Genomic DNA, 26,681 nt, shown 5'->3' with positions numbered 1-26,681 from the left:
CGTCCGCGGCCGGTACCGAGGCGGAATACCGGCGGTATCGAACGGGAATATCGGCGTGGGCGCGAGGCGGTATCGATTCGCGCTGCACCCGGTACCGAGAAGGACGATTACTCAGTGACGTGCAGGAGGATGAGATCCCGGACGATTTTGACGATAGCAAGCCGTCTTCGGGCACCTATGCTGCAGGCGTAGTTGTTGCCAATGGCCTCACGCCTGTGTATGCCTCAAAAGACGGCGATACCATTCGGATAGGCGTCAAGGGCGACGCGAGCGCTCTTCGCGTGGGAGATTCGGTGGGATTCAAGCGCTCCGAGCCGCTTCCGCTCGGCACGATTATCAAGACAACGGATATTAGGCTGGCTGATCCAGACGAGATAGAGGACGCGGACTACATTATTACGGGCGATTTGCTGGCTATTGCCAACGCCTATGATGACCTTTGGATTAACGAGACCTTGACCCAGGAAGATCTCGTAAATGCTGTTAACAAGAAGGTTGAATGGGGCGATTCCGCGGAATTCGGGAGCTTCAAGGCGGAGGTGTCTGACAACGGTGCCGTTAAGCTGCTGTTTTCCCTCCGATTTGAAGATGATGCAACTTTTACCGGAGGCATTCTTGTCTCGGGATTTGACGCGCTTGTCCAATATGACGACGCGTGGGCGGGAACTGGTTTTCTTAGGCGTAAATACGAGTATTACAACCTTGACGCGGACGCTACGGTCACGCCGGTAATGCAGCTCTCGGTAGATGCTCTGCCAGATAAGATGCAGAAAATCAAGATCGCTTCGATTCCCATTCCGTTTACGTCTCTGCCGCTCGGATGCGGATTGTTCTTCAACGTGTACGCGACGATCGATATAACCGGTGAGGTCAGTTACAGCACTTCGTTTTCCGTGGACATCCATGCCGAAAAGAACTATCTCGAAGATAGCCCTCGGATAACGGGAGGTATTGAGCAGCGCAATGAGTTCAATCTCGAAGCGATGATAGAGGGCAAAATCGGCGTGCAAGACGTGGTTGCCCTGCAGATCCTCGGTCAGCCGATCGTGGACGCGGGTCTTGAGGGCGGCTTAGGTTCACGAGTAAAAACAGAAGTGCGTCCCAAGCTCACCTGTTTGTACCTAGACTTTTGGCTGTACTGCGACGTGTTCGCTGAGGTGTTTGGCGAGTGGACGGATTCTCTGAAGATCGAACACGAGTTAATGAACGAAAGGAACAGCCCAATCAAGCTTTCCAATCACTGGGAACGCACCGACCAAGGATCGGCGTGGGTGAAAGACTGCACTTGGGATGAATCTGAGCAAATGCCCGGTATCGAGTGGAGCAAATATGTCGGCAAAACGTTTGGCACGATAAGGCATGGCGATGTGACATATGACATTGAGATTACTCGAGGGGCTGACGGACTGACTTGCTGGCTGGCCAAACACAGGGATACGGTCCTTCCTTCCGTCTTGGACTTCTTCATCGATCTTGAGGACGGTGTTGCGCAGTACTCTGCAGAGGATCAGAGAAGTAAGAACGACTATCAGATTACGTTCTCTGAATTGGAGAACGGGCTTGCCGTTCGAGTTGAGTGTTTGAGTGGGACGGACTATTTCGGTGAGGGAGAGTACGAGTTCAAGATATTGACGGGAGGCGTCGATTTCGGGGATCACGATTTCGTCATCTCGGAAAATGAAGAAATATCCTCACTGTATGGCACCAACCTGTATGATGCGATTGACCATTTTGACGATATGAGCAACAGTCATGCAACCGCCGGCGTAGAGTACGCAAACGAACAAGTGATCATCAGCTCTCTTAAAGACGACCTGGCTGTCGATTTCATTGAGGTGAGGGCCTGGGGTTACTGTCTTTACGGCATTGCGCCTGATATGGGAATATCGGCCGCGAGGAAGCGCGCGCTGGATGCCGGCGGCGTTCTAATCAGTTCGTCTTCGACTCATGAGGCATATCGGCTGCCAAGTTCCATTGTGCTGTTCTTTTACATCAACGATGCCGATCAGGTCGAATCAGTCGGCATGGCGGACTGGAACCTGTAGCGTTGCAAGTTTGGGGGCAGGTCCCAAGCTGTTACACCGGGCTGCCCGTTCCGAGAATATATATTCTCGGAACGGGCAGCGAGCGCATCCTGCGGAAATACCGAACAAGGTGTCGAGAATATACATATTGTCGGATCGGCCCACTCGGTTATGACAGTTGAGACATGCTCCAGTGTCGTAAATCCGCAGGTTGCCCGGTCATCTTCTCGTGGCGTTTGTGGTCATCTTGATCCTGGTGGTCTAATGACACTTTTCGGTGGGTGAGCCCCTAAAACGGGAACAACCGCCCCTGCCAAGGCGGTTGTTCTGTGTGGGTTCACCCACCACTACACCAAATTGCAGGAGGGCTTGAAACCTTCTGCTCGTACTGAGTATACCCAAGCGCAGCCCTGCGTGGCGCGGGTTTTTTTCAGGGCGAAGGGCGCCCGCGCCGGTCTTCGGTCAACGCCATCTGGCGATGACTTGCCGAATTTGCCGGGCGCCCCGAGCTGGGTGAAATCGGCCGGGTCTACCGCTCAGCCCTCCTCAAGTGAAAGTTCGGGGACAGGCCCCAATCTTTCACGCAAGGCCCCGCTGACATCGCCCCGTGCGTGGGACTTTTCTATGACAGCGAGCCCCGTCCCAACTGTCATCATTGAGTCTTGTGGCCGGAGACTGGACAATCTGACCAGATATGTATCTTTTCGAGCCGACTCAGAGGGCGGATTGGGAGTCGGGGCAGGTGGGCGAGGGTTCACGCTCGCAGACCAGTGAAAAGTGCAGCATCTTATATTGCATATCGGCATCCCGTCGAGGTGCGAGTAGTACATATCTGGGGCAATTGTCCACTTGGGCGAAAGTTAGTTCAGATATGCGTTACCCATCTTGCTTGTGGGTAGTGAAAATCGGGGCAAAAGCCGCCCTATAGGCGTCTGCAGCCGCGAAAATGCGTCAAATATGTGACCGTTATGACTGTTTGAGAAGCAAAACGGTCATAACGGCACAACCAAGCAGCTAAGTAGGTAACGCATATCTGAACTTACTTTCCGCCAGTCGCAGAAATGAGCTGTGTCCACGGACAAAGTGCCCTTCCATCATGGCTGAGCGGAAAGAAAGCGGCGCTTGTCCGGCGGAAAGCCAAGCGTGCGCCGCTCGGACGAGCAGAAGCTATAGAGCCGTGGACCTGGGGCTGCCTTCAAACGTGCGGGCGCGCTCTATCGAGCTGCCGAGCCAGCAAAAAGCCCCGTGCAGCTGTGCGCGGGGCTCGGATGAAAGTTTGGGACCTGTCCCCAAACTTGCACTATTTCAACAGGTCGGAGACACGGCCGAGCATCGTTTCGAACGACACGCCGCGGTCCTGGAACTGCGGCTGCTTCGACGAGACAATCATCGCATCGTGCACGAAGTCGCCCGCGAACACGACGGACTCGCGCAGCGTGCGGCCAGCCATGACGGCGGCCAGCAGGCACGAGCAGTACAGGTCGCCGGTGCCGTGCAGCATGTAGGGCAGCAGCTCGTTTTTGACCTCAAAGAACGCGCCGCCATCGGTGCCCACAAAGTTGCGGATCTGGCCGTCCCCGCGCTGGATGCCCTTGAGCACCACGGTATGCGTCCCCTTGGCGAGCAGGGCGTCAACCAGGCGGTGTGCCTCGTCATCCGCGATGTTCTCGCCCGCCCATGCGTCACCGATAGGCTCGCCCAGGATGATGGCGGCCTCGGTCAGGTTGGGGGTCAGGATGTCGGCACCCTCGGCGAGCTCGGCCATAGCCTCGCAGAGCTCGGGCGTGTAGGTGGGGTAGACCTTGCCGTGGTCGGCCATCACCGGGTCGACGACGCGCAGCGCCTTCGGATACATCTCGTATAGATCGCGAATGCGGTCGACCTGCTCGGGCGCGCCCAAGAAGCCGGAGTACACGGCGTCGATATCCACGCCGATGTTCTTCCAAGCAGCCAGGTAGTCGCTGAGCATCTCAGTCGTATCGTGCATGTACCAGCCGGGGAACGCCGTGTGCGAGCTGAACAGCGAGGTGGGCACGGGGCATACGTCGCAGCCTGCAGCGGAGAGCACGGGGATGGCGACGCCGAGTGAGCACTTGCCGTAGCCGCACATATCGTGCACGGCGGCGACACGCGGGATGTAGGCCCCCTCGCGCTGGTAAAGGGGCATTTCTGGGCTGGTGATTCCGTTAGACATGGTTATTCCTCTTTCTTCCGCGGACTTATGGACCAGCGTACGCACCCCACCTTAGCGCTTTGGCACCAAGGCAAGTCCAACAATCTTCTTGTTCACATTTCCGGTGTCGGGGCGGTTTCGCCCGGCGATGCTATCGGGCGGCGGCGCTTCCGTTGCTCGCGTGCTCCCACCAGGCGGCGTCGTGCCAAGCGCCCTCGAGCTGCACGGAGCAGTCGTTCTCGCGGCACCAGGTGGCTACGCGCCCGGCAATGCGCGCGGCGTCGTCGCCTTGCGCGCGAGCGTACGCGCGGGCAAGCCAGTCGCCGGCGTTCAGCCAGCTGCCGTCCACCAGATAGGACGTGTGCCCGCCCAGGCAGAGATCTGCCAGGCGCAGCGCGAGCTCCCGGGCGCTGGCGCTGTCGTCGCAGGCCCGGTAGGCCATAGCGAGCCACGCGCCCTCGTTGAGCCAAGTCTCTCTGAATCAGATGCTCGCCCCGTTGCTGCAGCACCACGCGGCCGCGCGCCGCGCCAGCCGGTAGCGCTCGGCGCGGTCGGACGCCGGCGTGTAGGAGTACGCGGATGCGACCCAGTCGCCCTCGGTCGCGAGCTGTCCAAAGTAGGAGAACGGAGCCTCATGGTCATGGCACCAGGCGGCAAGCTCGAGCGCGGCGTCGCGTCGCGCGGCGTCATCGCGGGCGTGAAAGAACGCGGCGGCAAGTTCCTCGGCAGGCATGGTGCTCCAATCGCAGCAGGTTGCGCTGCCCCTATCGTCGGTCATGCGCCGCACGCCCTGTTGCGCAACAATCGGCGGAGGGCAGCATCCCGCCGCCGGCCTACGCCCCGTTGCGCCCGCTCCCTTCCGTATAAATCCATCGAATATTCCCGCCAAAATGAATAATTGTGTTTCAACTCAATTACGATGCGAGAATAAGCGTACAATGCCACAGGACTTATCCATCCTTTAAAGCGGTCCCGAGAGACCGAAAAGGAGCGTTTATGGAACTCAGAACCACTGTTGGCATCGAAACTCGAAAGGCTGCGCCGAGCGAGCTTGCGCAGCGCATCATCTCGCAGACAAGCAAGGGCTACCGCGGTCCCGCTATCCTCATGCTTGAGGACGGGACCGTTTTTTATGGCCGCGCGTGCGGCGCCCAGGGCACGGCGACCGGCGAGGTCTGCTTCAACACGTCGCTCGAGGGCTACTACGAGGTCTTCACCGACCCGAGCTACGCCGGCCAGATCGTGACCATGACCTACCCCCAGATCGGCAACTACGGCATCGACCCCGCCGACGTCCAGAGCGCCTTCCCAGGCAGCTCCGAACGGGGGGCGAACACCCCGGCGCTGCGCGGCGTCGTCGTGCACGACATGTGCGCCGCCCCGTCCAACTGGCGCAGCCAGGTCTCGGTGCCCGACTATCTGGAGCAGATGGGCATCGTGGGCATCGAGGGCGTCGACACGCGTGCCCTCGTGCGCCATCTGCGCGATCACGGCGCCCAGAAGGGCATCATCTCCACCGAGGTCTTCGGCATCGCCGAGCTCGTCGAGCTGCTCGATGCGGCGCCCTCGCTCGTGGGCCAGAACCTCGTGCGCACGGTGAGCTGCGCCGAGGCGCATCCCTACACCGCCGCCGACCTGCCGGCCGCCCACGACTTCGCCTCCTCCGCGCCCGCCGAGCCGCGCTACCGCGTGACGGTGTACGACTGCGGCATTAAGCGCGGCATCCTCGAGGGTCTCGTGCGCGTGGGCTGCGAGCTCACGGTCGTGCCGTGGGATACCCCGGCCGAGGAGGTCCTGGCGGGCAACCCCGACGGCGTCTTTCTGTCCAACGGCCCGGGCGACCCGGATGCCGTGGAGGAGACCTACTCCCAGGTGCGCGAGCTCATCGGCCGCGTGCCGCTGTTCGGCATCTGCCTGGGGCACCAGATGATCAGCCTCGCCTGCGGCGCCCAGATGGAAAAGCTCAAGTTCGGCCATCGCGGCGGCAATCAGCCCGTCATGAACCTCATTAGCCGCCGCGTGGAGATCACCGCGCAAAACCACGGCTTCGGGCTTGTGTTCCCGAGCCTGGGCGCGCTCGTGCCCGAGCTCTCCGGCGGCTTGGCCGAGCATCCCGCCAACGGCGACCTGCGCTTCTGGGTTGAGCGCGGCGTGGCGCCCGTGGTGGAAAACGAGCGCTTCGGCCGCATCCGCCTGACGCATGTGAACCTCAACGACGGCACGGCCGAGGGCATCCAGCTGCTTGACCGCCCCGCTTTCTGCGTGCAGTACCATCCCGAGGCCGCGCCCGGTCCGACCGACGCCCACTACCTGTTCACGGCGTTCGCGCGCCTCATGGACGGCGACCCCGACTACCTGAACATCGATATCGCGAAAGACCGCCTGGCCGGCTGGACCTTCGCTGCCGAATAACGACCACGGAGACGGGCTTCCGTAGTGCCCGAGATTGCCTTGAACGAGGAGGGAGCACGCCTGGTGCGCGGCGACCGACGAGTGAAGGGCAAGGTCGGACACTACGGGAGGCCGCAGGGATAGAGAAGAGTTTCCATGCCTAAACGTACTGATATCAAACGCATCCTCGTCATCGGCTCCGGCCCGATCGTGATAGGCCAGGCCTGCGAGTTCGACTACTCCGGCGCCCAGGCCTGCAAGGTGCTCAAGGAGGAGGGCTACGAGGTCGTCCTCGTCAACTCCAACCCCGCCACCATCATGACCGACCCGGGGCTTGCTGACCGCACCTACGTCGAGCCCATCACGGCCGAGTTCGTCGAGAAGGTCATCGCCCGCGAGCACCCCGACGCGCTGCTGCCCACGCTGGGCGGCCAGACCGGCCTGAACGCCGCCGTCGAGCTCGCCAAGAACGGCGCCCTCGACAAGTACGGCGTCGAGATGATCGGCTGCGACCTCGCCGCCATCGAGCGCGGCGAGGACCGCAAGCTGTTCAACGAGGCCATGGCCGAGATCGGCCTCGAGGTCGCCCGCTCCGGCTACGCCTACTCCGTCCAGGACGCGCTCGACATCGTCGCGCGCGTGGGCTACCCCTGCGTGCTGCGCCCGAGCTTCACGCTCGGCGGCGCGGGCGGCGGCATCGCCCACACCGAGGAGGAGCTCATCGAGATCGTCTCCCAGGGCCTCGAGCTCTCGCCCGCCCACGAGGTCCTCGTCGAGGAGTCCATCGAGGGCTGGAAGGAATACGAGATGGAGGTCATGCGCGACCGCGCCGGCAACGGCATCATCGTGTGCTCCATCGAGAACCTCGACCCCATGGGCGTGCACACCGGCGACTCCATCACCGTCGCGCCGGCGCAGACGCTCTCCGACCTCGAGTACCAGCGCATGCGCACCGCGTCGCTCGCCATCCTGGAGAAGGTCGGCGTCGAGACCGGCGGCTCCAACGTGCAGTTCGCCGTCAACCCCAAGAACGGCCGCCTCATCGTCATCGAGATGAACCCGCGCGTGTCCCGCTCCTCGGCCCTCGCGTCCAAGGCCACGGGCTTCCCCATCGCCAAGGCCGCCGCGCGCCTGGCCGTGGGTTACACGCTCGACGAGATCGTGAACGACATCACGCGCGCTACGCCGGCGTGCTTCGAGCCCTCCATCGACTACTGCGTGGTCAAGGTGCCGCGCTTCGCGTTCGAGAAGTTCAAGGGCACCGACACCACGCTGTCCACGCGCATGAAGGCCGTGGGCGAGATCATGGCCATCGGCCGCACCTTCGAGGAGAGCTTCGGCAAGGCGATGCGCTCGCTCGAGGACGGTCGCGTGGGCCTGTTTTCCGCCAAGGACGGCCTGGACGCCATCGATGACGACGAGCTGCTCGAGGGCGTCCGCACGCCCACCGAGAGCCGCATCCACTACGTGGTCGAGGCGCTGCGCCGCGGCTGGAGCGTGGAGCGCCTGCACGAGGCATGCGGCATCGACCCGTGGTTCCTCACCCGCCTGGCCGACATGGCCGCCGTGCGCGAGGCGGCGCGCGGCATGCGCGTGGAGGACATCGACGCCGACGCGATGCGCCTGCTCAAGCAGTACGGCGCGAGCGACGCCGAGATCGCCCTGCTCACGAACAGCGACGAGCGCTTCGTACGCGCCTACCGCAAGGGCCTGGGCGTCGTGCCGTCCATGAAGACGGTCGACACCTGCGCCGCCGAGTTCCAGAGCGCCACGGAGTACCACTACAAGACCTACGAGGCGCCGCTGCGCGCGGGTCTGGACGCCCGCCGCTCCGTGGCCGCCGACGAGGTCACGCCGACCACAAAGCCCAAGGCGATGATTCTGGGAGCCGGCCCCAACCGCATCGGCCAGGGCATCGAGTTCGACTACTGCTGCGTGCACGCGAGCTACGCGCTCGCCGGCCGCGGGTTCGAGACCATCATGGTCAACTGCAACCCCGAGACCGTGTCGACCGACTACGACACGAGCGACCGCCTGTATTTCGAGCCGCTCACCTACGAGGACGTCATGGACATCGTGGATGTCGAGCGCCCCGACGGCGTCGTGGTGACCCTCGGCGGCCAGACGCCGCTCAAGCTGGCCCGCATGCTGGCCGATTCCGGCGTGCACATCATGGGCACCCAGCCCGACGCCATCGACTGGGCCGAGGACCGCGAGCGCTTCAGCGCCCTGCTCGACAACCTGGGCATCATGTACCCGCCGGCGGGCATGGCGACCTCCTTCGAGGAGGCTGAGGCCGTGGCGGCGCGCATCGGCTACCCGCTGCTGGTGCGCCCCTCCTACGTGCTGGGCGGCCGCGGCATGATGATCGCCTACGATGCCGATCACCTGCGCGAGTACATGGCCGAGGCGGCGCGCGTGAGCCCCGACTATCCCGTGTACCTCGACCGCTTCCTGGAGGGCGCTATCGAGTCCGACGTCGACGCCCTGTGCGACGGCGAGGAGGTCTACATCGGCGGCATCCTCGAGCACATCGAGGAGGCGGGCATCCACTCCGGTGACTCCGCCACCTGCATCCCGCCGTTCAGCTTCTCCGAGAGCCTGGTCGAGAAGCTGCGCGACACCACGCGCCGCATCGCGCTGGCGCTCGGCGTGCAGGGCCTCGTCAACGTGCAGTACGCCATCCGCGGCGAGACCGTCTACGTGATCGAGGCCAACCCGCGCGCGAGCCGCACGGTGCCGTTCATCTCCAAGGCCACCGGCGTGCCGCTGGCAAAGGCCGCTGCCTGCATCATGGCGGGCGAGAAGATCTCCGAGCTGGGGCTTCCCGCCGACGACCGCCATCTCGACTGGTTCTGCATGAAGGAAGCCGTCATGCCGTGGGGCCGCTTCCCCGGCGCCGATGTGGTGCTCGGCCCCGAGATGAAGTCGACCGGCGAGGTCATGGGCATCGCCAAGAGCTACCCGGAGGCCTATGCCAAGTCGCAGCTCGCCATCAGCTACGAGCTGCCGCGCCCCGGCAGCGGCAAGGTGTTCATCTCGGTGAACGACCGCGACAAGCGCCACATCCTGTCGCTGGCGCGTATCCTGCGCCACCTGGGCTTCACCGTGTGCTCCACCGAGGGCACGGCGCGCGTGCTCGCGGGCGGCAACGTGCCCTGCGAGGTCGTGGAGAAGATCAGCGGGCCGCATCCCAACGTGGGCGACATGATCGCCAACGGCGAGATCGCCTTCATCATCAACACGCCCTACGGCCCGGGTTCGCGCGGCGACGGCTACATCGTGCGCACTGAGGCCGTGCGCCGTGGTGTCACCTGCCTGACCGCGCTTTCGGCCGCGAACGCCTTCATCGCCGCCGTCGAGGCCCTGCAGCAGGCAAACGCCGCCGGCGAGGGCTCCGGCATGGAGGTCATCGCCCTGCAGGATCTCCCCCAGTACGAGGTCTAGCCCTCTCTCGCCGCCTTTCTTGGCCTCATTGGGGACGTAGCCGGCGGAGGCCAAATGTGGCCTCCGCCGGCTACGTCCCCAATGAGGCCAGGGCGGCGTTCGTGGGTACACTGGGGTTGTGTGTCCGGCTCGGAAAGGTCTTGCCCATGCATATGGTGATGCTTGCCGCCACCGCGGCGACGCAGGAAGCGTCGGGAAGCAACCCCCTCATGTTCATGCTGATCATCGCCTTGGCCACGCTGCTCGGCGGCGGCATCTACGCCATGCGCGCACGTCGCGAGGGCCGAGGCGGCGGTGGCCGCAGCGCAAGCGCGTCCGCACAGGCCCAGCGTCCCGCCCGCAAAAAACGCCCACACAAGAAGCGCTAGTCCCCCGATGTCCGCATTCAGGACGGAGATGTTTGTGGACATCGATGTCCACAAACATCTCCGTCCTGAAAAGGGACATACTGAAACCGTTCATCGTCGTCCAAGAAGGCTAGGAGGCCGCATATGGCAGATACCGAGAAGACCCCGCTCGTGGGCATCATCATGGGTTCCAAGTCCGACCTGCCCACCATGGAGGGCTGCACCGCCGAGCTCGAGCGCCTGGGCGTTCCCTACGAGCTCGTCATCGCCAGCGCGCACCGCACGCCCGACAAGGTGCATGAGTGGGCCGGCAGCGCTGCCGAGCGCGGCATCAAGGTCATCATCGCCGCCGCCGGCAAGGCTGCGCACCTCGGTGGCGTCGTCGCGGCCTTCACTCCGCTGCCCGTGATCGGCGTCCCCATGAAGACGAGCGACCTGGGCGGCCTCGACTCCCTGCTGTCCATGGTGCAGATGCCCTCCGGCGTGCCCGTGGCCTGCGTCGCCATCAACGGCGCCAAGAACGCCGCCATCTACGCCACGCAGATCCTCGGCGCCACCATGCCGGAGTACCGCACCGTGGTCGAGGATCTCAAGCGCGAGATGGCCGAGGCGTAACGGTAGGATTCAACGTCGGAAGACCCGCTTTGGCGGCGTTTTCCACAGCATGGTCGGGACCGCTGGCGATGCCGGGCACACGCGCCCGGGCCGGCGGTCCCGCTGCATACAGGGCGCGGGGCCGCCCCGCGCACCTGTTCCGCTTGCGACGAAAGGCGAAAAACGCATGGCAGCAAACGGCAAACACACCTCTGAGGGCAAGCAGCCCGCCTCCGCGTTCTCCGGCGAGCTCGGCTCGATTCCCGCGGAGCGCATGCGGATGGTCCCGAGCGGATCTCATTTCTCGGCCCAAAAGCATGCGGATGATCCCGTTTCGTCTCGCCCGGCGGGAAAGCGGTTCGCCGCTCCTGCCGCCAGCGGCCAGGCGAGGGCGGGTCACTTTCGGCCGGCCGATACGCTCAGTGCGCCCGACACGACCGAGGTGGGGGAGCGCCCCGCCGGCAAGCGCTTCGCGACGACACCGAAGCCCCAGACAGTGCCCGGCATCTCGGCGGACTCTGCCGATGCGACGGAACGCACCCCGGCGCCCGCGCCTGTAACGCCTGCCGCTCCGTCCGTGCCCACCGCTGCCAGCGTGCCCACGCCCGCCGTGCCGGCCCCGGCCGCGCAGCGAATCGCCGCCGACCGGATTCCCGCCATCGGTGCGGCCTCGGCTCCCGCTTCCGCGCAGTCGGCCGTTCCTTCCATCAATGCCGTTCCGTCGCCAGCCGCCTCGACATCCACGCTGGCGCCATCCGGCCCGGCGGTGCCCGCCCCGGTCCCGACCCCCGCGCAGCCGATCGTCGTCGCTTCGGCCGCAGTGCCCTCGCGCCAGCAGCCGACCGTCGCCGCCCCGGCCGCAGCACCCGTGCCCCAGCAGCCGATCGCCCCCGCCCCAAGCTCCTACGGCACCATCCCCCGCGGCACGCCGGCCCCCAGCCAGGGTGCCGCCCCGCGCATCCCGCGCGCCGGCGAGGCTCCCGTAGAGCCCTCGCCCTACGACGCGAAGCCGCGCCGCCGCGGCTCGGTGCTCTCCACCGTCCTCATCGTGATCGGCGTCATCCTGCTGATCGTCGCCGCGGTCCTGCTTGGCCGCGCGCTGCTCGGCTACCAACAGGCGCAGGGCACCTACACGGAGCTGCAGGAGGAGTACGCGGTCTCGTCTGATGAGGGCGACGGCGTGCCCAACGTCGACTTCGACGCGCTTGCCGCCATCAACCCCGACATCGTCGGCTGGATCTACATTCCCGGCACGGTGGTCAACTATCCGGTCGTCCACACCGACGACAACACGACCTACCTGGACCGCCTTTTCGATCTGTCGGGCAACGGCTCGGGCACGATCTTCATGGACATGGACAACACCGCACCCGGCATGCTCGACCAGCAGACGACGCTGTACGGCCACCACATGTACGACGGCTCGATGCTCAAGATCATCGACAACACGACCAACCAGGCCGAGTTCGACAAGATCGAGACGGTGTACTACATCACGCGCACCACGACCTACGTGCTGAAACCCATCTTCACCGCGCGGGTCGAAGACACGTACACGGATGCACGCAAGCCCAACTTCACCGGCGCGGACGAATCGCTGCCGGCCTACCTCGCCGACCTGTACACCTACGCGAAGGCCGAGGCGCCCGATGCCGAGGAGCGCCTGTCATCGGCGACGCGGGTCATGAGCCTCGTCACCTGCGCGGGCGAGATCATCCCGCGCACGACGCGCGCCGTCATGGTGCTCGACATGGCCGAGGCGGTCGCCCGCTAACCGCGACGGGCTCCCCGCCCGCCGCATCGCGCCCGCCGCGCATGCCCAGCGCCCGACGCGGGTACAATGCCGCAGACCGAACGCATTCACCATACGATGGGAGATTTCCATGGCAGAGCAGATGCCCTCTATCGACGCATGGCTGGCAGAGGCCAAGGCCGACCCGAGCTTCCGCGCATGCGGCATGTACCTCGTGCACAACGGCACGGTGCGCGAGACGCCCAAGGCCGAGGTCCGCGGCATCGAGACCGACGGCGTGCAGCCCGGCAGCAAGGTTGGCGGCATGACGTTCTCCTATGACCGCGCGAAGGTCGACGCGGCCGTCGATGTCACCCGCCAGCTGCCCGGCATCGGCTACGTGCGCGTGTGGCTGAATGAGGGCGAGCTCGAGGTGGGCGACGACATCATGCTCGTGCTCATCGGCGGCGATATCCGCCCGCGCGTGATCGACGCCCTCCAGACGCTCGTCGGCACCATCAAGAACGAGTGCGTCTCCGAGGTCGAGCACCGGGCGTAAGGCGCAGCGCGTCATGTCGCGCTGGTAGAATAGACACGTAGCGAGGAAGGAGAGAACATGTGCTGCTCGATTGAGGAGATCCGTCGCGCTGTCCTCTCTGCGGTCGATGACTACCAGCAAGGACAGGCCGACAGCGGTCCGCATATCAAACGCGTTGCTCTTTTCGGCAGTTATGCGGAAGGGCGGGCGCACGACGATTCGGATGTCGATCTGTTAATCACGTTTTCAGACCCTGTGGTCAGCTTCTTCACCCTTGCCCGAGCGCTTGAAGCAATGGAGGGCCATTTCAACGTGCCGGTCGATATCGTTCAGGACCCACTTCCCGATGACTCGCTGTTGATGATCTCAAAAGAGGTGCCGTTGTATGAGGCAGCCTGACAAACATGTTCTCGAGCGCATCGTCGACGAGATTACATTTCTCTAGGGCCTGCTCAGTGACCGTTCGATGGAAGAGTTCCTTAAGGATGAGACGGTGAAGCGCGCCGCCGCGATGGCATCGATCAATATCGGCGAGCTCGCCAAGCATTTGTCTCAAGAGTTCTACGCGGCGTTCCCTGGCAGCGAGCTCAGGTATGCAGCCAAGACCCGGGATGTTTATGCCCACGGTTATTTCACCTTGCACTTCGAGACGGTGTACAAGACCGCTGTCGAGGATTATCCACGCGTGAAGGCGTGGATAATCGAACATCTGCAAGATTAGAGCGCTGTACGAGAGTGAATGGGCGCGCGGCGGGTCGATGGAACATCCGGCCCGCCGCGCCTCATGTATACGGGCGTGCAGCTACGACGTCGCCCCGCCGCCCATCGCCGTCTCCGTCGCGCTGCCCGAGTTCACGCGGCTCGTGTTCTCGGGATGGATAGTCATGCTCTGGAAGCGGTTGGCCATGAAGCTGTTGTCGAAGTGCGCGGCATAGAACTCCTCGACCGGTGAGCTCGGCGCGATGTTGCTCTCGCGCTCGAACCAGCAGTCCAGCGCCTGCAGCGTCATGACGCAGTTCACGAGCATCAGCACGGCGCACAGCGAGGTGAACGAGTAGCGTGCCTTCCAGGGAATCAGGTTGATAAGGCCGAGCAGGCGCGGCAGCAGCAGCTTGATCCAGATGAGACCCAGAAAGCCCCAGATACCCGCGAACATGGTGCAGGTGCGCCCGTGCGCGATGGCGGCGATAGGGTCGGGCACCAGACCGAACAGCGTGGCGCCGGAATAATCCCAGGCCACCGCGCCGAACGAGGTCTGCATGAACCAACTCACCGCGACCTCGAACACGCCGCCGATGACGGCGCTCACCACGAAGATGATGAGGGGGTTCTTGCGGTAGAACCGGTTGAGTGCCACGGTCATGAGCACGGCGCCCACACCGTAGATGGGCGAGAACGGGCCGAACAGCAGGCCCGCGCGGTCCTGGTACACGCCCGGGTCCACGACGACCATGTGCCAGATGACCTCGAGCACCAGGCCGATGACGCTGCACACCACGAAGACCCAGAACAGGTTGAAGAAGTTGAGCTTGATGTAGCCCTCGCCGGTTTCGTCGCGGCCGAGCATGCCCTCCTCGGCGGCCTCGCGCTCCTGCATGCTGCGCAGCCGCGCCTGCAGGTCGCGCTCCTGGCGCAGCGTCGGGTCGACGGTGACCGAGATGACGATCAGGATGACCATCTGGATCGCCGGCTGGATGAGGTTGGGTCCTATGCCGTCGAGCATGATGTTGACGATGGCCTGCGCAAGCGTGATGACGATCAGCGCCTCGGACCACAGCGCGGCATTGCGGCGCTGGTTTTTGAGCAGTGAGCGCCCGAAGCGGATGAGCAGCACCGACGCCACGAGCGACAGCACGACGCTGAAGCAGGTCACGACGACCGTGAGGGTGGGGTCGGCCGCGACGCTCAGGCTCTCCGGCGACCGCACGAGGACGATCGCCACGAGCGCGATGAGCACCACGATGAGCGGCAGGGTGATGATGCCGTCGATGAGGCAGAGGATGCCGTAGACCTTGAGTAGGCGCGGGATGTGCCGCTGCTCCTGCGGGGTAGGGGTTTTGGGGTCGAGGCCGTTGCCGCGCGGCTCGGTTGCAGCGCGGCGCGGGGCCGCGGTCATTGCATTCACGGGTGCTCCTCCCGGGTTGTTGCTTGAGGCCCTTCTCCCCACTTGCTGCTGTTCTAATCCGGCATGCGGCAAAAAGCGCCGAGTTCCCCGTAGGCGGCTCATGGGCGCAACGCGGGTGCGAAAGATAAAAACCTGTCGACAACGTGTGCCGTGCTCGCCGTCGCTCCCGAGCCGTGCAATAATGTGCGGGTTTCGCGCCGTGCGGGCGCGCGAGCGAGCGGAGGAAAGGACCAGGACGCTCATGTTGCGAGAGAACACGATGGCGGCTGCAGATCAGACCCGGGACGATACGCTGCACGAGGAGTGCGGCGTCTTCGGCGTGTGGGCACCCGAGCGCGATGTTGCGCGCCTTACGTACTTCGGCCTGAAGGCCCTGCAGCATCGCGGGCAGGAGTCGGCAGGCATCGCGGTGGGCGACGGCGGCACCGTCATGGTGCGCAAGGACCTCGGCCTCATCGACCAGGTGTTTTCCGATGCCGACCTCTCCACGCTCACCGGCCAGCTCGCCGTGGGCCACGTGCGCTACGGCACCGCGGGTGCCAAGAGCTGGGAGGCCGCCCAGCCGCACCTCTCCACCATCAACGACGTCATCATCGCGCTCGCGCACAACGGCACGCTCGTCAACACCGATGAGCTGCGCCGCCAGCTGATCGAGCTCGGCGTGCCCTTCCTGTCCAACTCCGATTCCGAGGTCGCGGCCAAGCTCATCGGCTACTTCACCCAGCGCACGCACCATCTGCGCGAGGGCATCCGCAAGACCATGGAGCTCGTGCGCGGCGGCTACGCTATGACCCTCATCAACGAGGAGGCGCTCTACGCCTTCCGCGATCCGTACGGCATCCGCCCGCTCGTGCTGGGGCGCCTGGTGGCAGAGGGCGAGACCGCCGATGAGGGCACTACCGCCGACGGCTGGGTCGTGGCGTCCGAGACCTGCGCGCTCGACATCGTGGGCGCCGCCTACGTGCGCGATATCCGCCCCGGCGAGATCCTGCGCATCTCGGCCGATGGCCTCGTGTCCGAGCAGGGCGTGCCCGCCGTCGCGGAGAGCGCCGAGTGCATCTTCGAGCAGGTCTACTTCGCGCGTCCCGACTCCATCATGGGCGGCAAGTCCGTCTACGCCTGCCGCTACGACATGGGACGTCAGCTTGCGCGCGAGAACCCGGTCGATGCCGACATGGTCATCGGTGTGCCCGATTCCGGTCTGCCGCCGGCGGAGGGCTACGCGCGCGAGAGCGGCATCCCCTTCGGCGAGGGCCTCATCAAGAACCGCTACGTTGCCCGCACGTTCATCCAGCCCACGCAGGAGCTGCGCGCCATGGGCGTGCGCATGAAGCTCAACCCGCTGCGCGACAACATCGCCGGCAAGCGCCTCGTGGTCATCGACGACTCCATCGTGCGCGGCACCACCATGGTGCAGCTCGTTAAGATGCTGCGCCAGGCGGGCGCCGCCGAGGTGCACGTGCGCATCAATTCGCCCGAGGTCGTGTGGCCCTGCTTCTACGGCATCGATACCGACGTGCAGGCCCAGCTCATCAGCGCCAACAAGACCGTGGACGAGATCTGCTCCTATATCGGCGCCGACTCGCTCGGCTTCCTGTCTGTCGAGGGCCTGCTTGCCTGCGTGCCGGCGATCGGCGAGCGCGCGGGCGAGGGCTGTCCCGCTCGCGGCTACTGCACAGCGTGCTTCACCGGCGTGTACCCGGTCGCCATCCCCGAGAGCTTCGGGCGCGACAAGTTCATGCCCGGCTACGACCCTTGCAACCTCACCGAGAGTCCCAAGCTGCCGCGCGATGTCGTGCGCGCCAAGGACCACGACCACAGCTGGGAGGCCGCGCACCCGGGCGCATAGGTACGGCGGCGGCTTTCCGGGTCTTTTATGCGGCCCGGCAGGGTCCCGAACAAGATATGAAGCCGGTTTTCGGTGCATCTTTTGAGGCCGCTCGAGTAGGGCGGCCTCTTCATGTTTCGTGCAGGTCTCTGAGCTGGGATTTTGTCGAGGCAGATCGCGGCATTTCGCTGTCCTACTCAGCCCTGCCCGAAAGATACACCGAAAACCGGCTTTATATCTTGTCGGCCCCGCGTTATGGGCGCTTCGGGCGGCCTGCGGGGCCCGGAGCGCCGCCCCCAGGACCGCCCTTTGTACGCCGAGCCTTGCATTTTCGGCAAGTTGGCAATTATGAAGCCCGTTTTCAGCGTTTCTTGCGCCTCCAGCTGAGTAGAGCCGTCCTTCAAGCCATTGGGCAAGCCTCTGAGCTGCGGTTTTGCAAAGACCAACTGTAGCGCTTCCCCACCTACTCAGGCTTCCTGAAAAGATTCGCTGAAAACGGCCTTCATATCTTGCCGGCTCGTTTCCATGCGGCTTTCTGGCGGGCATGTCGCCCGCTCCCGCTTGGCGCGCGGCCGCGCCGAGCGGGAGTCTTGGGTCCCCGGGCCACGTCGACGGGGTGCTCGCGATAAGTTAACCACCCTGAACAGCCGGTTTTCAGCATTTCTTACGCGGTCGGTCGAGTAGCCCGGCTTATTGCATGCCGTGCGAGTAATAAAAGCCCAGCTCAGAGACTTGCGCGTTTTCAGGAATCTCGTTGCTACTCGACGATACCCGCAGGAAATACTGAAAACCGGCTGTTCATATCGTCTAACTCCACTTCATACCGCTTTCGGGTGGGGTGCGGCCCCGTTGGTGTATTCCTTTCACTGTTCGCTGTTATGCCGGCAGGCCTGCCCTCATCGGCGCGGTCGACTGTTATCATCTTGGGCAGGTTGGACCTCCTTTCGAAAGGATGCGCATGAGCGAGAACACCAAGCACGTCACGTATGAGGACGCCGGCGTCGACACCGCCGAGGGCGGCCGCGCGGTCGACGCGATCAAGCAGATGGTGGCCGAGACGAACCGTCCCGAGGTCATCGGCGGTATCGGCGGCTTCGGCGGCCTGTTCTCCGCTGCAGCCCTCAAGGACATGGAGGATCCCATCCTCATCTCCGGCACCGACGGCGTGGGCACCAAGCTCGTGCTCGCCCAGATTCTCGACCGCCACGAGACCGTGGGCCAGGACCTCGTCGCCATGTGCGTGAACGACATCCTCGCCTCGGGCGCCGAGCCCCTGTTCTTCCTCGACTACATCGCCATCGGTCACATCGAGGCCGAGCACATGGCCAAGATCGTCAAGGGCGTCGCGGACGGCTGCAAGCTTTCCGGCTGCGCGCTCGTCGGCGGCGAGATGGCCGAGCACCCCGGCGTCATGCGCCCGGACGACTACGACCTGGCCGGCTTCGCCGTGGGCGTCGTCGATCGCCCGAAGATGCTCGACCCGGCAAACGTCCGCCCCGGCGACGTCATCCTGGGCCTGCCCTCGACCGGCGTGCACTCCAACGGCTACTCGCTCGTGCGTAAGGTCATCGGCGTCGACGGTATCATCCCCGGCACGCCTGAGGCCGCAGCTAAGAAGGCCGAGCTCGAGGGCATCGAGGTCGTCGACGGCCTGAACCTCGCCGATGCCCTGCTCGCACCCACGCGCATCTACGTGAAGCCCGTTCTCGACCTGCTGCGCTCCGGTGCCCCCGTGCACGCGCTCGCCCACATCACCGGCGGCGGCATCACCGAGAACCTCAACCGCGCGCTGGCCTCCGATGTCGACGCCGTGGTGACTCGCAACGGCTCCGAGATGGGTTGGGACGTTCCGCCCGTCATCACCTATATCGCCGAGCACGCCGAGCTTGCCCCCAACGAGGCCTGCAAGACCTTCAACATGGGCGTGGGCCTGTGCATCATCTGCGCCCCGGAGGACGAGGCCGCCATCACCGAGAAGCTCGTCGAGCTCGGCGAGAAGCCGTTCCGCGTGGGCACCTGCGTCGAGGGTTCCGGCAAGGTGGTGTACTCCGATGAGCAGTAGCGACGAGTACCGCAAGCTGGTTGAGGAGGCCGGGCTTCCGCCCGAGGCCCTGCCGAGCGATGCGTTTTTCAACGCCAACGTCGACGGCGAACTCGCCCGCGCTGCCGCTCAGGCCGCCGAGCGCGCCGAGGTCGCAGCCGAGCTGAATATCCCCAACAGCAACGAGATCCAGGCAGCTCGCGCCACTGCGCGCACTGCGGGAGAGAGCCTCGAGCCGCTGAAGATCGGCGTGCTCATCTCCGGCTCCGGCACCAACCTGCAGGCGCTCATCGACCGCATCGCCGACGGCTCGCTCAACGCCTCGATCGAGCTCGTCGTGTCGAGCCGCCCGTCTGCCAAGGGTTTGCAGCGTGCCGAGAAGGCGGGCATCCAGACGCTCACCCTCTCCAAGGAGATCTACGCCGACCCCATCGCGGCCGACGAGGTCATCGCGCACGAGCTCATGTCCCATGGCGTCGAGTACGTCATCATGGCCGGCTATATGCGCATGGTCCGCGACCCGCTGCTGGCGACGTTCCCCGACCGCATCGTGAACCTGCACCCGGCGCTGCTGCCGAGCTTCCCCGGCGCACATGCCATCGACGACGCCTACGAGCGCGGCGTCAAGGTCACGGGCGTGACGGTCCACTTTGCCAACGCCGCCTACGACGCGGGCCCCATCATCGCCCAGCGCGCGCTGCCGGTGGAGGAGGGCTGGGACGTCGACACGCTCGAGGCTCATATCCACGAGATCGAGCACGAGCTGTACCCGCAGGTAGTTCAGCTACTCGCCGACGGCCGCATCCAGGTGCGCGACAACCTCACCGTTGCCGTGGGCGACTAGCGCCGGCAAACAGCCCGGTAAAACCGAAGCATGCCCAACGGGCCCGGCCTCAAAGCCGGGTCCGTTTTCGTACCGTGTCGGATTCCGTGCAGAAACGATGCAATCCGTGCCAAGGTTTTCGCAGGGCCCCTGTGAAAAACGGGGCCTACACCCGCATCTCGACGGCGAGCACGCGAGCCGGCAGCCGTGTGCTATAGAATTCCTTGGGAATTGCCGAAGCGGAAGGGATGGAGCACGCCATGGCGGAAACCTGGACGGTCATACGGTGCCTGAATTGGACGATCGAGTATCTGGCGAGCAAGGGCGACGAAACGCCCCGCGTGTCGGCCGAGTGGCTGCTCTCGTCTGTGCTCGACGTGCCGCGCATCAACCTCTACACCGATCCCAACCGTCCGCTTGCGCCTGACGAGCTCGCGCGCATGCACGAGTCCGTCGTGCGCCGCGCCAAGGGCGAGCCGATTCAATACATCACGGGCGATACCGCGTTCAGATCGCTCACCATCCAGTGCGAACCCGGCGTGCTCATCCCCCGCCCCGAAACCGAGATGCTCGTCGAGGAGGTGCTTTCCTTCCTGGATGCGCGCGTGTTCGAGTGGACCTGCGAGGATCGCCGCCGCCATCGCATCGAGCTGCCGTGGAACGACGAGGTCGAGGCCAAGCGCCGTGCCGAGCAGGAGGCCGCGGCAGCTCGCGCCGCAGAGCAGCGCGAGACCGCCGGGGAAGACGACGGCGCTTCGAGCGAAACCGACGAAGAGTCCACGGCGGCTGCGCCCGAGGTCGTGGCTCAACCCGCCAACCAGCAGCCTGAAGCCGCCGCCCCGCGCCACGCGCGCGTACTCGAGGTCGGCTGCGGCACCGGATGCATCTCGCTGTCGCTGGCCTTCGAGCGCGCCGGCCTCGTGTCCTGCGTCGCTACCGACATCGAGCCGCGCGCGGTCGCCCTTGCCTGCAGGAACCGCGAGGCGCTCGGCATCGCGCCGGAGACGGTCGACATCCGCGAGGGCAACCTCGTGTCGCCGCTCGACCGCGCGACGGAGTGGGGGACCTTCGACGTGCTCGTCTCGAACCCGCCCTACATCCCAACCGCGGTGCTGCAGGTGATTCCGCGCGAGGTCACGGATTTCGAGCCTGCGCTCGCGCTCGACGGCGGGGCCGACGGCCTCGACATCTTCCGCAGGCTCGTCAACGCCGCGCCCTGCATGCTGCGTCCCGGCGGTCTGCTCGCCTGCGAGCTGCACGAGACGACGCTCGACGACGCCGCCCGCATCTGCTTGGACGCGGGCTTCGAGGAGGTTCGCATCGCGCGCGACCTGGCGGGAAGGACACGCTTCATCCTGGCGACCGTCCCGCAGCAGGTCTGTGAGGAGGCCCGAGCGCGCTTCGACGCGCGGGCGCGCCCGGCGGGGGAGCAGGATGCGCCTGCCCCGGCCACGGCAGAGAGCGAGCGCGTCGAATAATCTGCACGCCAAAACCCCGTCTCAAGAGGCGGGGTTTTCATGTACGGCCACCGCGTCGAAAAAGCTGAACGACGGCATCGCGCCGTGCGGCCCGACGTCTCAGGCCATACAACCAACACATAGGTCTCCCTTTGCCGAAAGAGCCAACCCGTTTATCCGCTAGGTTGAGATATGCATGCACGCCGCGTGCGACAATCACAAGGTAAAACGTTTCGCCGTGTTTCATCGTGGAAAGGATGATTCCTCTATGCAGCGCATCTATCGGGTTGCGGGCGGCACCGCGCAACCGCATCCCTTGGCCGTGTGCGACGCGGCCGCCGTTTTGCGTGCAGGGGGACTCGCCCTTGTTCCCACCGAGACGGTATACGGCGTCGGTGTCTGCGTGGCCGCGTATGCCGAGGTCGCAGGCAGAAACGCGCCTTCTGATCAGAGCGGCTACGGCCGCATTTTCACGCTCAAGCGGCGCGATGTGCGCCAGACGGTGCCCTGGCTCGTCGCCGGCGAGGAGGACCTCGACACCTACGGCGTGGATGTCCCGCCCGAGGCGCATGCCCTGGCGCGTGCGTGCTGGCCGGGCGCCCTTACCATCATCGTGAAGGCGTCTGATGCCGTGCCCGCCTTCATGCAGGCGGACGACGGCACCGTCGCGCTGCGCGCATCGGCGTCTCCGGTGATCCAAGCTCTCGTGCGGGCGTGCGGCTCGCCGCTCGCCGTGACGAGCGCGAACACGCACGGAGCCCCCGCTCCCGCCTCGTTCGACGAGGTCGAGCCGCGCATCCTGGCGGGTGTGGATGCCGCCATCGACGCGGGTCCGACCGCATGCAGCGGCGCCTCGACGATCGTCGATGCCGCCGACGGCACCTTCCGCATCGTCCGCGAGGGGCCGCTTTCCGCAGAGCGCATCGCACAGGTGCTCGCAAACGCTTCAACATTCGACCAAAAGGGGCTGTGACATGGCCTATTCACTGAACGATATCGGACTTGTCGACCGCGTCAGGAACCTTCCCGGCAGCAGCTACATCATGGCGCTCGATTCGGGCACCACGTCGGTGCGCGCCATTATCGTCGACGAGTACGACTGCATCGTCGCCCAGGCGTCCAAGCCCATCCACACGATGTACCCCCAGTCGGGTTGGGTCGAGCAGGATCCCATGGAGATCCTCGCCTCGCAGATAGCCGTGATGGCAGAGGTCCAGTTCAAAAGCGGTATCCACTCCGACCGCATCGCGGCCATCGGCATCTCCAACCAGCGCGAGACCTGCATCGTGTGGGATCGCGATAGCGGCCAGCCCATCTACAACGCCATCGGCTGGCAGTGCCGCCGCACCGCGCCCATCGTCGACGAGCTTATCGCCGAGGGCTACGAGGACATGGTCCGCGAGAAGACGGGTCTCAAGCTCGACCCGTATTTCTCCGGCACGAAGATCAAGTGGATCCTCGACAACGTGAGCGGCGCGCGCGAGGCCGCGGAGGCCGGCGAGCTCATGTTCGGCACGGTGGATACCTGGCTCATCTATAACCTGACGGGCGGGCTCGTGTACGCCACCGACATGACCAACGCGAGCCGCACGATGCTCTACAACATCAACACGCTCGAATGGGACGATGAGCTGCTCGAGATGCTCGATATCCCGCGCTCGATGCTTCCCGAGGTGCGCTGGAGCTCGGACGATTTCGGCTTCGTCTCAAGCGAGGTCATGACGCACACGCCGCCCATTGCGGGCGTGGCGGGCGATCAGCAGGCGTCGTTCTTCGGCCACTGCTGCTTCGAGCGCGGCGACACCAAGAACACGTACGGAACCGGCTGCTTCATGCTGATGAACACGGGCGACGAGATCGTCCGCTCGGACAACGGGCTCATCTCGACCATCGGCATCGCCGAGGGCGGGAAGGTCTCCTACGCGCTCGAGGGCTCCATCTTCCACGCCGGCTCGGTCATCCAGTGGCTGCGTGACAAGCTGGGAATCATCTCCGATGCCCGCGATACGGCCGCGATCGCCCGTGCGGCGGCGGCCGACGACGAGTGCTACCTCGTTCCGGCGTTCAGCGGCCTTGGCGCCCCGTGGTGGGACCCGAGCGCCCGCGGCATCATCACCGGCCTCACGGCGGCCTCCGACCGAGCGACGCTCGTGCGCGCGGCCTGCGAGTCGATGGCCTACCAGAGCTTCGACGTGCTGCGCTCCATGGAGGCCGACGCCGGCATGAAGCTCTCGGAGCTCTCGGTCGACGGCGCCGCCTCGCGCAACGACTTCATCATGCAATTCCAGGCAGATCTGCTGGGCATTCCCGTCGTGCAGACCGAGGCGGTCGAGACGACGGCGCTCGGTGCCGCCTACCTGGCGGGTCTGGCGGTCGGCTTCTGGGAGGATCGCAGCGAGCTTGCGGCCGATCACGCCCTGGGCGAGCGCTTCTGGCCGAAGGGCGACCCCGAGGATATCGCGCATCGCCTGTCGGGCTGGCACGACGCCGTGGCGCGCTCGCGAACCGTGATACAGTGAGACCGGGGGCACGGCCCCGATTCAGTTTGCGATAGAGAGGAACATGCCATGCGCGTCGCCATTGCGTCCGATCATGCGGGATTCGAGCAGAAGCAGCAGCTTGTCGATTATCTGGCCAGCGAGCTCAAGGTCGATACCATCGACTGCGGGCCGGACACCGACGACCGCGTGGATTATCCCGACTACGCCAAGAAGGTTGCCGATATGGTGGTCTCCGGCACCGCCGATTGCGGTGTGCTCGTGTGCGGCACGGGCATCGGCATGGCGCTTGCTGCCGACAAGGTCGCCGGCATCCGCGCGTCCTCGATCACCACGCCCGAGTTCGCCGACCTGTTCCGTCGCCACAACGACGGCAACGTCGTCTGCCTGTCCGGCCGCTTCGTCGACCTGCAGGTCAACAAGGACATCATCAAGGTCTTCCTGACCGCCGAGTTCGAGGGCGGCCGCCACGCCGAGCGCGTCGCGAAGGTCATGAAGCTCGACTAGACGTCGACCTGAAAACGCAAAGTCCGGTTGGGGCAGGCTCCTTTGCAGGAACCTGCCCCCTTTGCTTGGCGTGACAGTTAGGCTGGGCCCCGTCCTAACTGTCACGCACCCGTCCTAACGGTCATTTTTCCGGCCGGTGGGTACACTAGGGCAAGAAAGAATGCCAAACGCTGAAAGGTGGCGCTATGTCCGTTACGTACGATGCAAGCAGGGTCACGGTCGTCGACCATCCGCTGGTGCAGCACAAGCTGTCCATCCTGCGCGACAAGCAGACGGGGACCAAGCAGTTCCGCGACCTGGTGCGCGAGCTCGCGCGCCTCGAGACCTACGAGGCCACGCGCGACCTGCCGCTCGAGACCGTGCGCATCTCCACGCCCATCGGCGACACGGACGCGAAGCGCCTTGCCGGGCCCAAGCTCGCTGTCATCCCCATCCTGCGCGCGGGCCTGGGTATGGTGGAGGGCGCGCTCGACCTCGTGCCCGACGCGCGCATCGGCCATTTGGGCATGTATCGCGACGAGACGACCCACGAGCCCCACGAGTACTACGCGAAGCTCCCGTCCGACATCGCGGAGCGCATCTGCCTTGTGGTCGATCCTATGCTCGCGACGGGCGGATCGGCTGCCGCAGCCCTTCAGTACCTGCGTGCCCAGGGTGCGCGCGATGTGCGCTACCTGTCCATCGTCGCTGCCCCCGAGGGCCTGGCCTGCGTGCTCGCGGCCGATCCCGCCGTGCATATCTACACCTGCTCGGTCGACGAGGGCCTGAACGAGGACGCCTACATCGTTCCGGGCCTGGGCGACGCGGGCGACCGCATCTTCGGCACGTTGTAACTTGTGTGCGTTCTATAGAGTGACGCTTTCCGGTGCGGCCCTTTCGCGACGGGAAGCGACTACAATCGGAACTCCATCTGACCGTATCCGGCCGCCAGCGAGCCGGTCGATAAGGGACGCCGCATGCTGCAGCTGCCGTTCGACATAGCGCCGTTCGTCGGCGGAATCGCGCTCGCCGTGGTCGGCTTCGCGCCGCTCGTCGCCGTGATGCTTCTGGTGCGCCGCGGCCGCGTGCAGCCGGGCCTGCGGTGGGGCGCGCTCGCGGTCGCCGCATCATTCGGCCTGCTCACCGTTGCAGAAGGCATTGCCTGGCTGTTAATCTCGCAGTCTTTCCTTGCCCTCAGTATCGGTTTGGCGCTAGGATACGTGGTTATGCTGACCCTTATGGCGTTCACAGCGCTGAAGTGGCGCTGACCCGCAGCATTCAAGGAGGGCTAAGTCTTGGACGCTTTCGCACTGCTTCCCGACGAGATCAACCACCTCGTCTCGGAGTTCCATTCCATCCCCGTCATGGGCGACCTCATGATGGGCCTCACGCAGTATACGTTCTGGCTGATCGCCTCGGCGCTGCTGCTGCTCGTCCTCATGTTCGTGTTCGTGAAGCGTCTGTCGCTCGTTCCGCACGGCGTGTTCATGAACATGGTCGAGTGGGGCGTCTCGTTCGTGCAGGATGACGTGTGCAAGCAGATCATCGGCAAGAACTGGAAGAAGCACTTCCCGTTCCTCGCCACGCTGTTCTTCTTCATCCTTGCGAACAACGTCGTCGGCGTCATCCCGGGCATGAAGCCGGGCTCCGGCACCATCTCCACCACCGCCGCGCTCGCCGTCGTCGTCTTCATCTACTTCATCGCCTGCGGCGTCCGTACGCACGGTCCCATCGGCTACCTCAAGAGCCTGGCCCCCGAGGGCGTCATGTTCCCGCTGAACGTGCTCATCTGGATCATCGAGGTCATCTCGACTATCCTGCGCCCCATCACGCTGGCCATCCGTCTGTTCTGCAACATGTTCGCCGGCCACATCGTCATGGGCTCGTTCGCCATCATGGTCACGCTGTTCGCGCAGCCGCTGCTCGAGCAGGTCACCGCGTCCAATGTGCTTGCGGCCCTGCCCGGCGTGCTGTTCGCCTTCATCCTGCTGGTCATCTACGCCATCGAGATCTTCGTGGCGTTCGTCCAGGCCTACGTCTTCACCATCCTCACCGCGGTCTACATCCAGGAGGCCGAGGAGACGGAGGAGGAGTAGCGCCCGCGCACGCCGCGCGCATCTCAGTTCGGTACCGAGCGCACACGCGCTTGATATAAACGGTTGTTTTCAAATGCACGA

At 64.8% G+C, this 26,681-nt stretch carries 23 protein-coding genes; 19 read left to right on the top strand and 4 right to left on the bottom strand.

Features of this window, described 5'->3' with window-relative positions; translation table 11 throughout:
* Nucleotides 1–2,045: hypothetical protein (locus H6A16_RS09700; RefSeq protein WP_204618642.1), on the top strand; the 2,045-nt coding region annotated here is incomplete at its 5' end.
* A 1,279-nt stretch (nucleotides 2,046–3,324) separates the two neighbouring features.
* Here the strand turns inward: H6A16_RS09700 and H6A16_RS09695 are convergent.
* The 3 genes from H6A16_RS09695 to H6A16_RS09685 all read right to left on the bottom strand — a co-directional run bounded on the left by H6A16_RS09695 (nucleotide 3,325) and on the right by H6A16_RS09685 (nucleotide 4,975).
* Nucleotides 3,325–4,218, bottom strand: coding sequence for a PfkB family carbohydrate kinase (locus H6A16_RS09695; RefSeq protein ID WP_204618641.1), 894 nt, complete (start codon nucleotides 4,216–4,218; stop codon nucleotides 3,325–3,327).
* A 130-nt stretch (nucleotides 4,219–4,348) separates the two neighbouring features.
* Nucleotides 4,349–4,639: a hypothetical protein gene (locus H6A16_RS09690; protein WP_204618640.1), complete on the bottom strand. Its 291-nt coding sequence runs from the start codon at nucleotides 4,637–4,639 to the stop codon at nucleotides 4,349–4,351.
* 39 nt (nucleotides 4,640–4,678) lie between these two features.
* Nucleotides 4,679–4,975 (bottom strand): hypothetical protein, encoded by a 297-nt coding sequence (locus H6A16_RS09685; RefSeq protein ID WP_204618639.1) that lies wholly within the window; start codon nucleotides 4,973–4,975, stop codon nucleotides 4,679–4,681.
* Between the two features lie 218 nt (nucleotides 4,976–5,193).
* On the opposite strand from H6A16_RS09685, the gene carA reads away from it, so the two are divergent.
* From carA to H6A16_RS09645, 8 genes are all read left to right on the top strand, one after another.
* Complete coding sequence (gene carA, locus H6A16_RS09680; protein WP_204618638.1) at nucleotides 5,194–6,609, top strand: glutamine-hydrolyzing carbamoyl-phosphate synthase small subunit; 1,416 nt, start codon at nucleotides 5,194–5,196, stop codon at nucleotides 6,607–6,609.
* A gap of 135 nt (nucleotides 6,610–6,744) precedes the next feature.
* Complete coding sequence (gene carB / locus H6A16_RS09675) at nucleotides 6,745–10,035, top strand: carbamoyl-phosphate synthase large subunit (RefSeq protein ID WP_204618637.1); 3,291 nt, start codon at nucleotides 6,745–6,747, stop codon at nucleotides 10,033–10,035.
* A gap of 146 nt (nucleotides 10,036–10,181) precedes the next feature.
* A complete protein-coding gene (locus H6A16_RS09670; protein WP_204618636.1) occupies nucleotides 10,182–10,403 on the top strand; it encodes a hypothetical protein in 222 nt (73 codons plus the stop codon).
* Between the two features lie 123 nt (nucleotides 10,404–10,526).
* Nucleotides 10,527–10,997, top strand: a complete 471-nt coding sequence (gene purE / locus H6A16_RS09665; protein WP_204618635.1) for a 5-(carboxyamino)imidazole ribonucleotide mutase — start codon at nucleotides 10,527–10,529, stop codon at nucleotides 10,995–10,997.
* A 166-nt stretch (nucleotides 10,998–11,163) separates the two neighbouring features.
* Nucleotides 11,164–12,750 carry a class B sortase gene (locus H6A16_RS10835; RefSeq protein ID WP_239458326.1) on the top strand — a complete coding sequence of 529 codons (1,587 nt, stop codon included), beginning with the start codon at nucleotides 11,164–11,166 and terminating at the stop codon, nucleotides 12,748–12,750.
* Nucleotides 12,751–12,859: 109 nt separating this feature from the next.
* On the top strand, nucleotides 12,860–13,267 hold the full coding sequence (locus H6A16_RS09655; protein ID WP_204618634.1) for a molybdenum cofactor biosynthesis protein MoaE: 408 nt from the start codon (nucleotides 12,860–12,862) through the stop codon (nucleotides 13,265–13,267).
* A gap of 57 nt (nucleotides 13,268–13,324) precedes the next feature.
* Nucleotides 13,325–13,645, top strand: coding sequence for a nucleotidyltransferase family protein (locus H6A16_RS09650; protein ID WP_204618633.1), 321 nt, complete (start codon nucleotides 13,325–13,327; stop codon nucleotides 13,643–13,645).
* A 67-nt stretch (nucleotides 13,646–13,712) separates the two neighbouring features.
* Entirely contained in the window at nucleotides 13,713–13,967 is a 255-nt protein-coding gene (locus H6A16_RS09645; RefSeq protein WP_204618631.1) for a HepT-like ribonuclease domain-containing protein, read from the top strand.
* 81 nt (nucleotides 13,968–14,048) lie between these two features.
* On the opposite strand, the gene H6A16_RS09640 is transcribed toward H6A16_RS09645, so the two are convergent.
* A complete protein-coding gene (locus tag H6A16_RS09640) occupies nucleotides 14,049–15,362 on the bottom strand; it encodes a putative ABC transporter permease (RefSeq protein WP_204618646.1) in 1,314 nt (437 codons plus the stop codon).
* Nucleotides 15,363–15,612: 250 nt separating this feature from the next.
* Here H6A16_RS09640 and purF point away from each other — a divergent pair, with 250 nt between their 5' ends.
* The 10 genes from purF to atpB all read left to right on the top strand — a co-directional run bounded on the left by purF (nucleotide 15,613) and on the right by atpB (nucleotide 26,600).
* On the top strand, nucleotides 15,613–17,220 hold the full coding sequence (purF, locus tag H6A16_RS09635; RefSeq protein WP_204618629.1) for an amidophosphoribosyltransferase: 1,608 nt from the start codon (nucleotides 15,613–15,615) through the stop codon (nucleotides 17,218–17,220).
* Nucleotides 17,221–18,157: 937 nt separating this feature from the next.
* Nucleotides 18,158–19,261 carry a phosphoribosylformylglycinamidine cyclo-ligase gene (gene purM, locus H6A16_RS09630; RefSeq protein WP_204618627.1) on the top strand — a complete coding sequence of 368 codons (1,104 nt, stop codon included), beginning with the start codon at nucleotides 18,158–18,160 and terminating at the stop codon, nucleotides 19,259–19,261.
* Between the two features lie 166 nt (nucleotides 19,262–19,427).
* The gene (purN, locus tag H6A16_RS09625) at nucleotides 19,428–20,084 is read left to right on the top strand and encodes a phosphoribosylglycinamide formyltransferase (RefSeq protein WP_342589752.1); all 657 of its coding nucleotides are present in this window, start codon (nucleotides 19,428–19,430) and stop codon (nucleotides 20,082–20,084) included.
* 239 nt (nucleotides 20,085–20,323) lie between these two features.
* The gene (locus tag H6A16_RS09620) at nucleotides 20,324–21,541 is read left to right on the top strand and encodes a N5-glutamine methyltransferase family protein (RefSeq protein ID WP_204618625.1); all 1,218 of its coding nucleotides are present in this window, start codon (nucleotides 20,324–20,326) and stop codon (nucleotides 21,539–21,541) included.
* A 247-nt stretch (nucleotides 21,542–21,788) separates the two neighbouring features.
* On the top strand, nucleotides 21,789–22,493 hold the full coding sequence (locus H6A16_RS09615; protein ID WP_204618623.1) for an L-threonylcarbamoyladenylate synthase: 705 nt from the start codon (nucleotides 21,789–21,791) through the stop codon (nucleotides 22,491–22,493).
* Nucleotide 22,494: 1 nt separating this feature from the next.
* Complete coding sequence (gene glpK, locus H6A16_RS09610) at nucleotides 22,495–24,039, top strand: glycerol kinase GlpK (protein WP_204618621.1); 1,545 nt, start codon at nucleotides 22,495–22,497, stop codon at nucleotides 24,037–24,039.
* Nucleotides 24,040–24,087: 48 nt separating this feature from the next.
* On the top strand, nucleotides 24,088–24,525 hold the full coding sequence (gene rpiB, locus H6A16_RS09605; RefSeq protein WP_204618618.1) for a ribose 5-phosphate isomerase B: 438 nt from the start codon (nucleotides 24,088–24,090) through the stop codon (nucleotides 24,523–24,525).
* Between the two features lie 185 nt (nucleotides 24,526–24,710).
* Complete coding sequence (upp, locus tag H6A16_RS09600; protein WP_204618616.1) at nucleotides 24,711–25,358, top strand: uracil phosphoribosyltransferase; 648 nt, start codon at nucleotides 24,711–24,713, stop codon at nucleotides 25,356–25,358.
* Between the two features lie 123 nt (nucleotides 25,359–25,481).
* The gene (locus H6A16_RS09595; RefSeq protein WP_204618614.1) at nucleotides 25,482–25,772 is read left to right on the top strand and encodes a hypothetical protein; all 291 of its coding nucleotides are present in this window, start codon (nucleotides 25,482–25,484) and stop codon (nucleotides 25,770–25,772) included.
* 27 nt (nucleotides 25,773–25,799) lie between these two features.
* On the top strand, nucleotides 25,800–26,600 hold the full coding sequence (gene atpB, locus H6A16_RS09590) for a F0F1 ATP synthase subunit A (RefSeq protein WP_204618612.1): 801 nt from the start codon (nucleotides 25,800–25,802) through the stop codon (nucleotides 26,598–26,600).
* The last annotated feature ends 81 nt before the right edge of the window (nucleotides 26,601–26,681 follow it).

The organism is Collinsella tanakaei (assembly GCF_016900375.1).
Classification (GTDB): Bacteria; Actinomycetota; Coriobacteriia; order Coriobacteriales; family Coriobacteriaceae; genus Collinsella.
Note: the sequence above shows the minus strand (reverse complement) of the source record. Positions and strands in the feature narration are given on the sequence as shown.

Excerpts from the sequence above, each read along its gene's own strand:
- H6A16_RS09595 (WP_204618614.1), top strand. The coding sequence starts at position 25,482 with ATGCTGCAGCTGCCGTTCGACATAGCGCCGTTCGTCGGCGGAATCGCG.
- H6A16_RS09670 (WP_204618636.1), top strand. The coding sequence starts at position 10,182 with ATGCATATGGTGATGCTTGCCGCCACCGCGGCGACGCAGGAAGCGTCG.
- H6A16_RS09640 (WP_204618646.1), bottom strand. The coding sequence starts at position 15,362 with ATGACCGCGGCCCCGCGCCGCGCTGCAACCGAGCCGCGCGGCAACGGC.
- H6A16_RS09695 (WP_204618641.1), bottom strand. The coding sequence starts at position 4,218 with ATGTCTAACGGAATCACCAGCCCAGAAATGCCCCTTTACCAGCGCGAG.
- H6A16_RS09645 (WP_204618631.1), top strand. The coding sequence starts at position 13,713 with ATGGAAGAGTTCCTTAAGGATGAGACGGTGAAGCGCGCCGCCGCGATG.
- H6A16_RS09655 (WP_204618634.1), top strand. The coding sequence starts at position 12,860 with ATGGCAGAGCAGATGCCCTCTATCGACGCATGGCTGGCAGAGGCCAAG.
- carB (WP_204618637.1), top strand. The coding sequence starts at position 6,745 with ATGCCTAAACGTACTGATATCAAACGCATCCTCGTCATCGGCTCCGGC.
- carA (WP_204618638.1), top strand. The coding sequence starts at position 5,194 with ATGGAACTCAGAACCACTGTTGGCATCGAAACTCGAAAGGCTGCGCCG.
- H6A16_RS10835 (WP_239458326.1), top strand. The coding sequence starts at position 11,164 with ATGGCAGCAAACGGCAAACACACCTCTGAGGGCAAGCAGCCCGCCTCC.
- H6A16_RS09685 (WP_204618639.1), bottom strand. The coding sequence starts at position 4,975 with ATGACCGACGATAGGGGCAGCGCAACCTGCTGCGATTGGAGCACCATG.
- purF (WP_204618629.1), top strand. The coding sequence starts at position 15,613 with ATGTTGCGAGAGAACACGATGGCGGCTGCAGATCAGACCCGGGACGAT.
- H6A16_RS09650 (WP_204618633.1), top strand. The coding sequence starts at position 13,325 with ATGTGCTGCTCGATTGAGGAGATCCGTCGCGCTGTCCTCTCTGCGGTC.
- purE (WP_204618635.1), top strand. The coding sequence starts at position 10,527 with ATGGCAGATACCGAGAAGACCCCGCTCGTGGGCATCATCATGGGTTCC.
- purM (WP_204618627.1), top strand. The coding sequence starts at position 18,158 with ATGAGCGAGAACACCAAGCACGTCACGTATGAGGACGCCGGCGTCGAC.
- H6A16_RS09690 (WP_204618640.1), bottom strand. The coding sequence starts at position 4,639 with ATGGCCTACCGGGCCTGCGACGACAGCGCCAGCGCCCGGGAGCTCGCG.
- rpiB (WP_204618618.1), top strand. The coding sequence starts at position 24,088 with ATGCGCGTCGCCATTGCGTCCGATCATGCGGGATTCGAGCAGAAGCAG.
- H6A16_RS09620 (WP_204618625.1), top strand. The coding sequence starts at position 20,324 with ATGGCGGAAACCTGGACGGTCATACGGTGCCTGAATTGGACGATCGAG.
- upp (WP_204618616.1), top strand. The coding sequence starts at position 24,711 with ATGTCCGTTACGTACGATGCAAGCAGGGTCACGGTCGTCGACCATCCG.
- glpK (WP_204618621.1), top strand. The coding sequence starts at position 22,495 with ATGGCCTATTCACTGAACGATATCGGACTTGTCGACCGCGTCAGGAAC.
- H6A16_RS09615 (WP_204618623.1), top strand. The coding sequence starts at position 21,789 with ATGCAGCGCATCTATCGGGTTGCGGGCGGCACCGCGCAACCGCATCCC.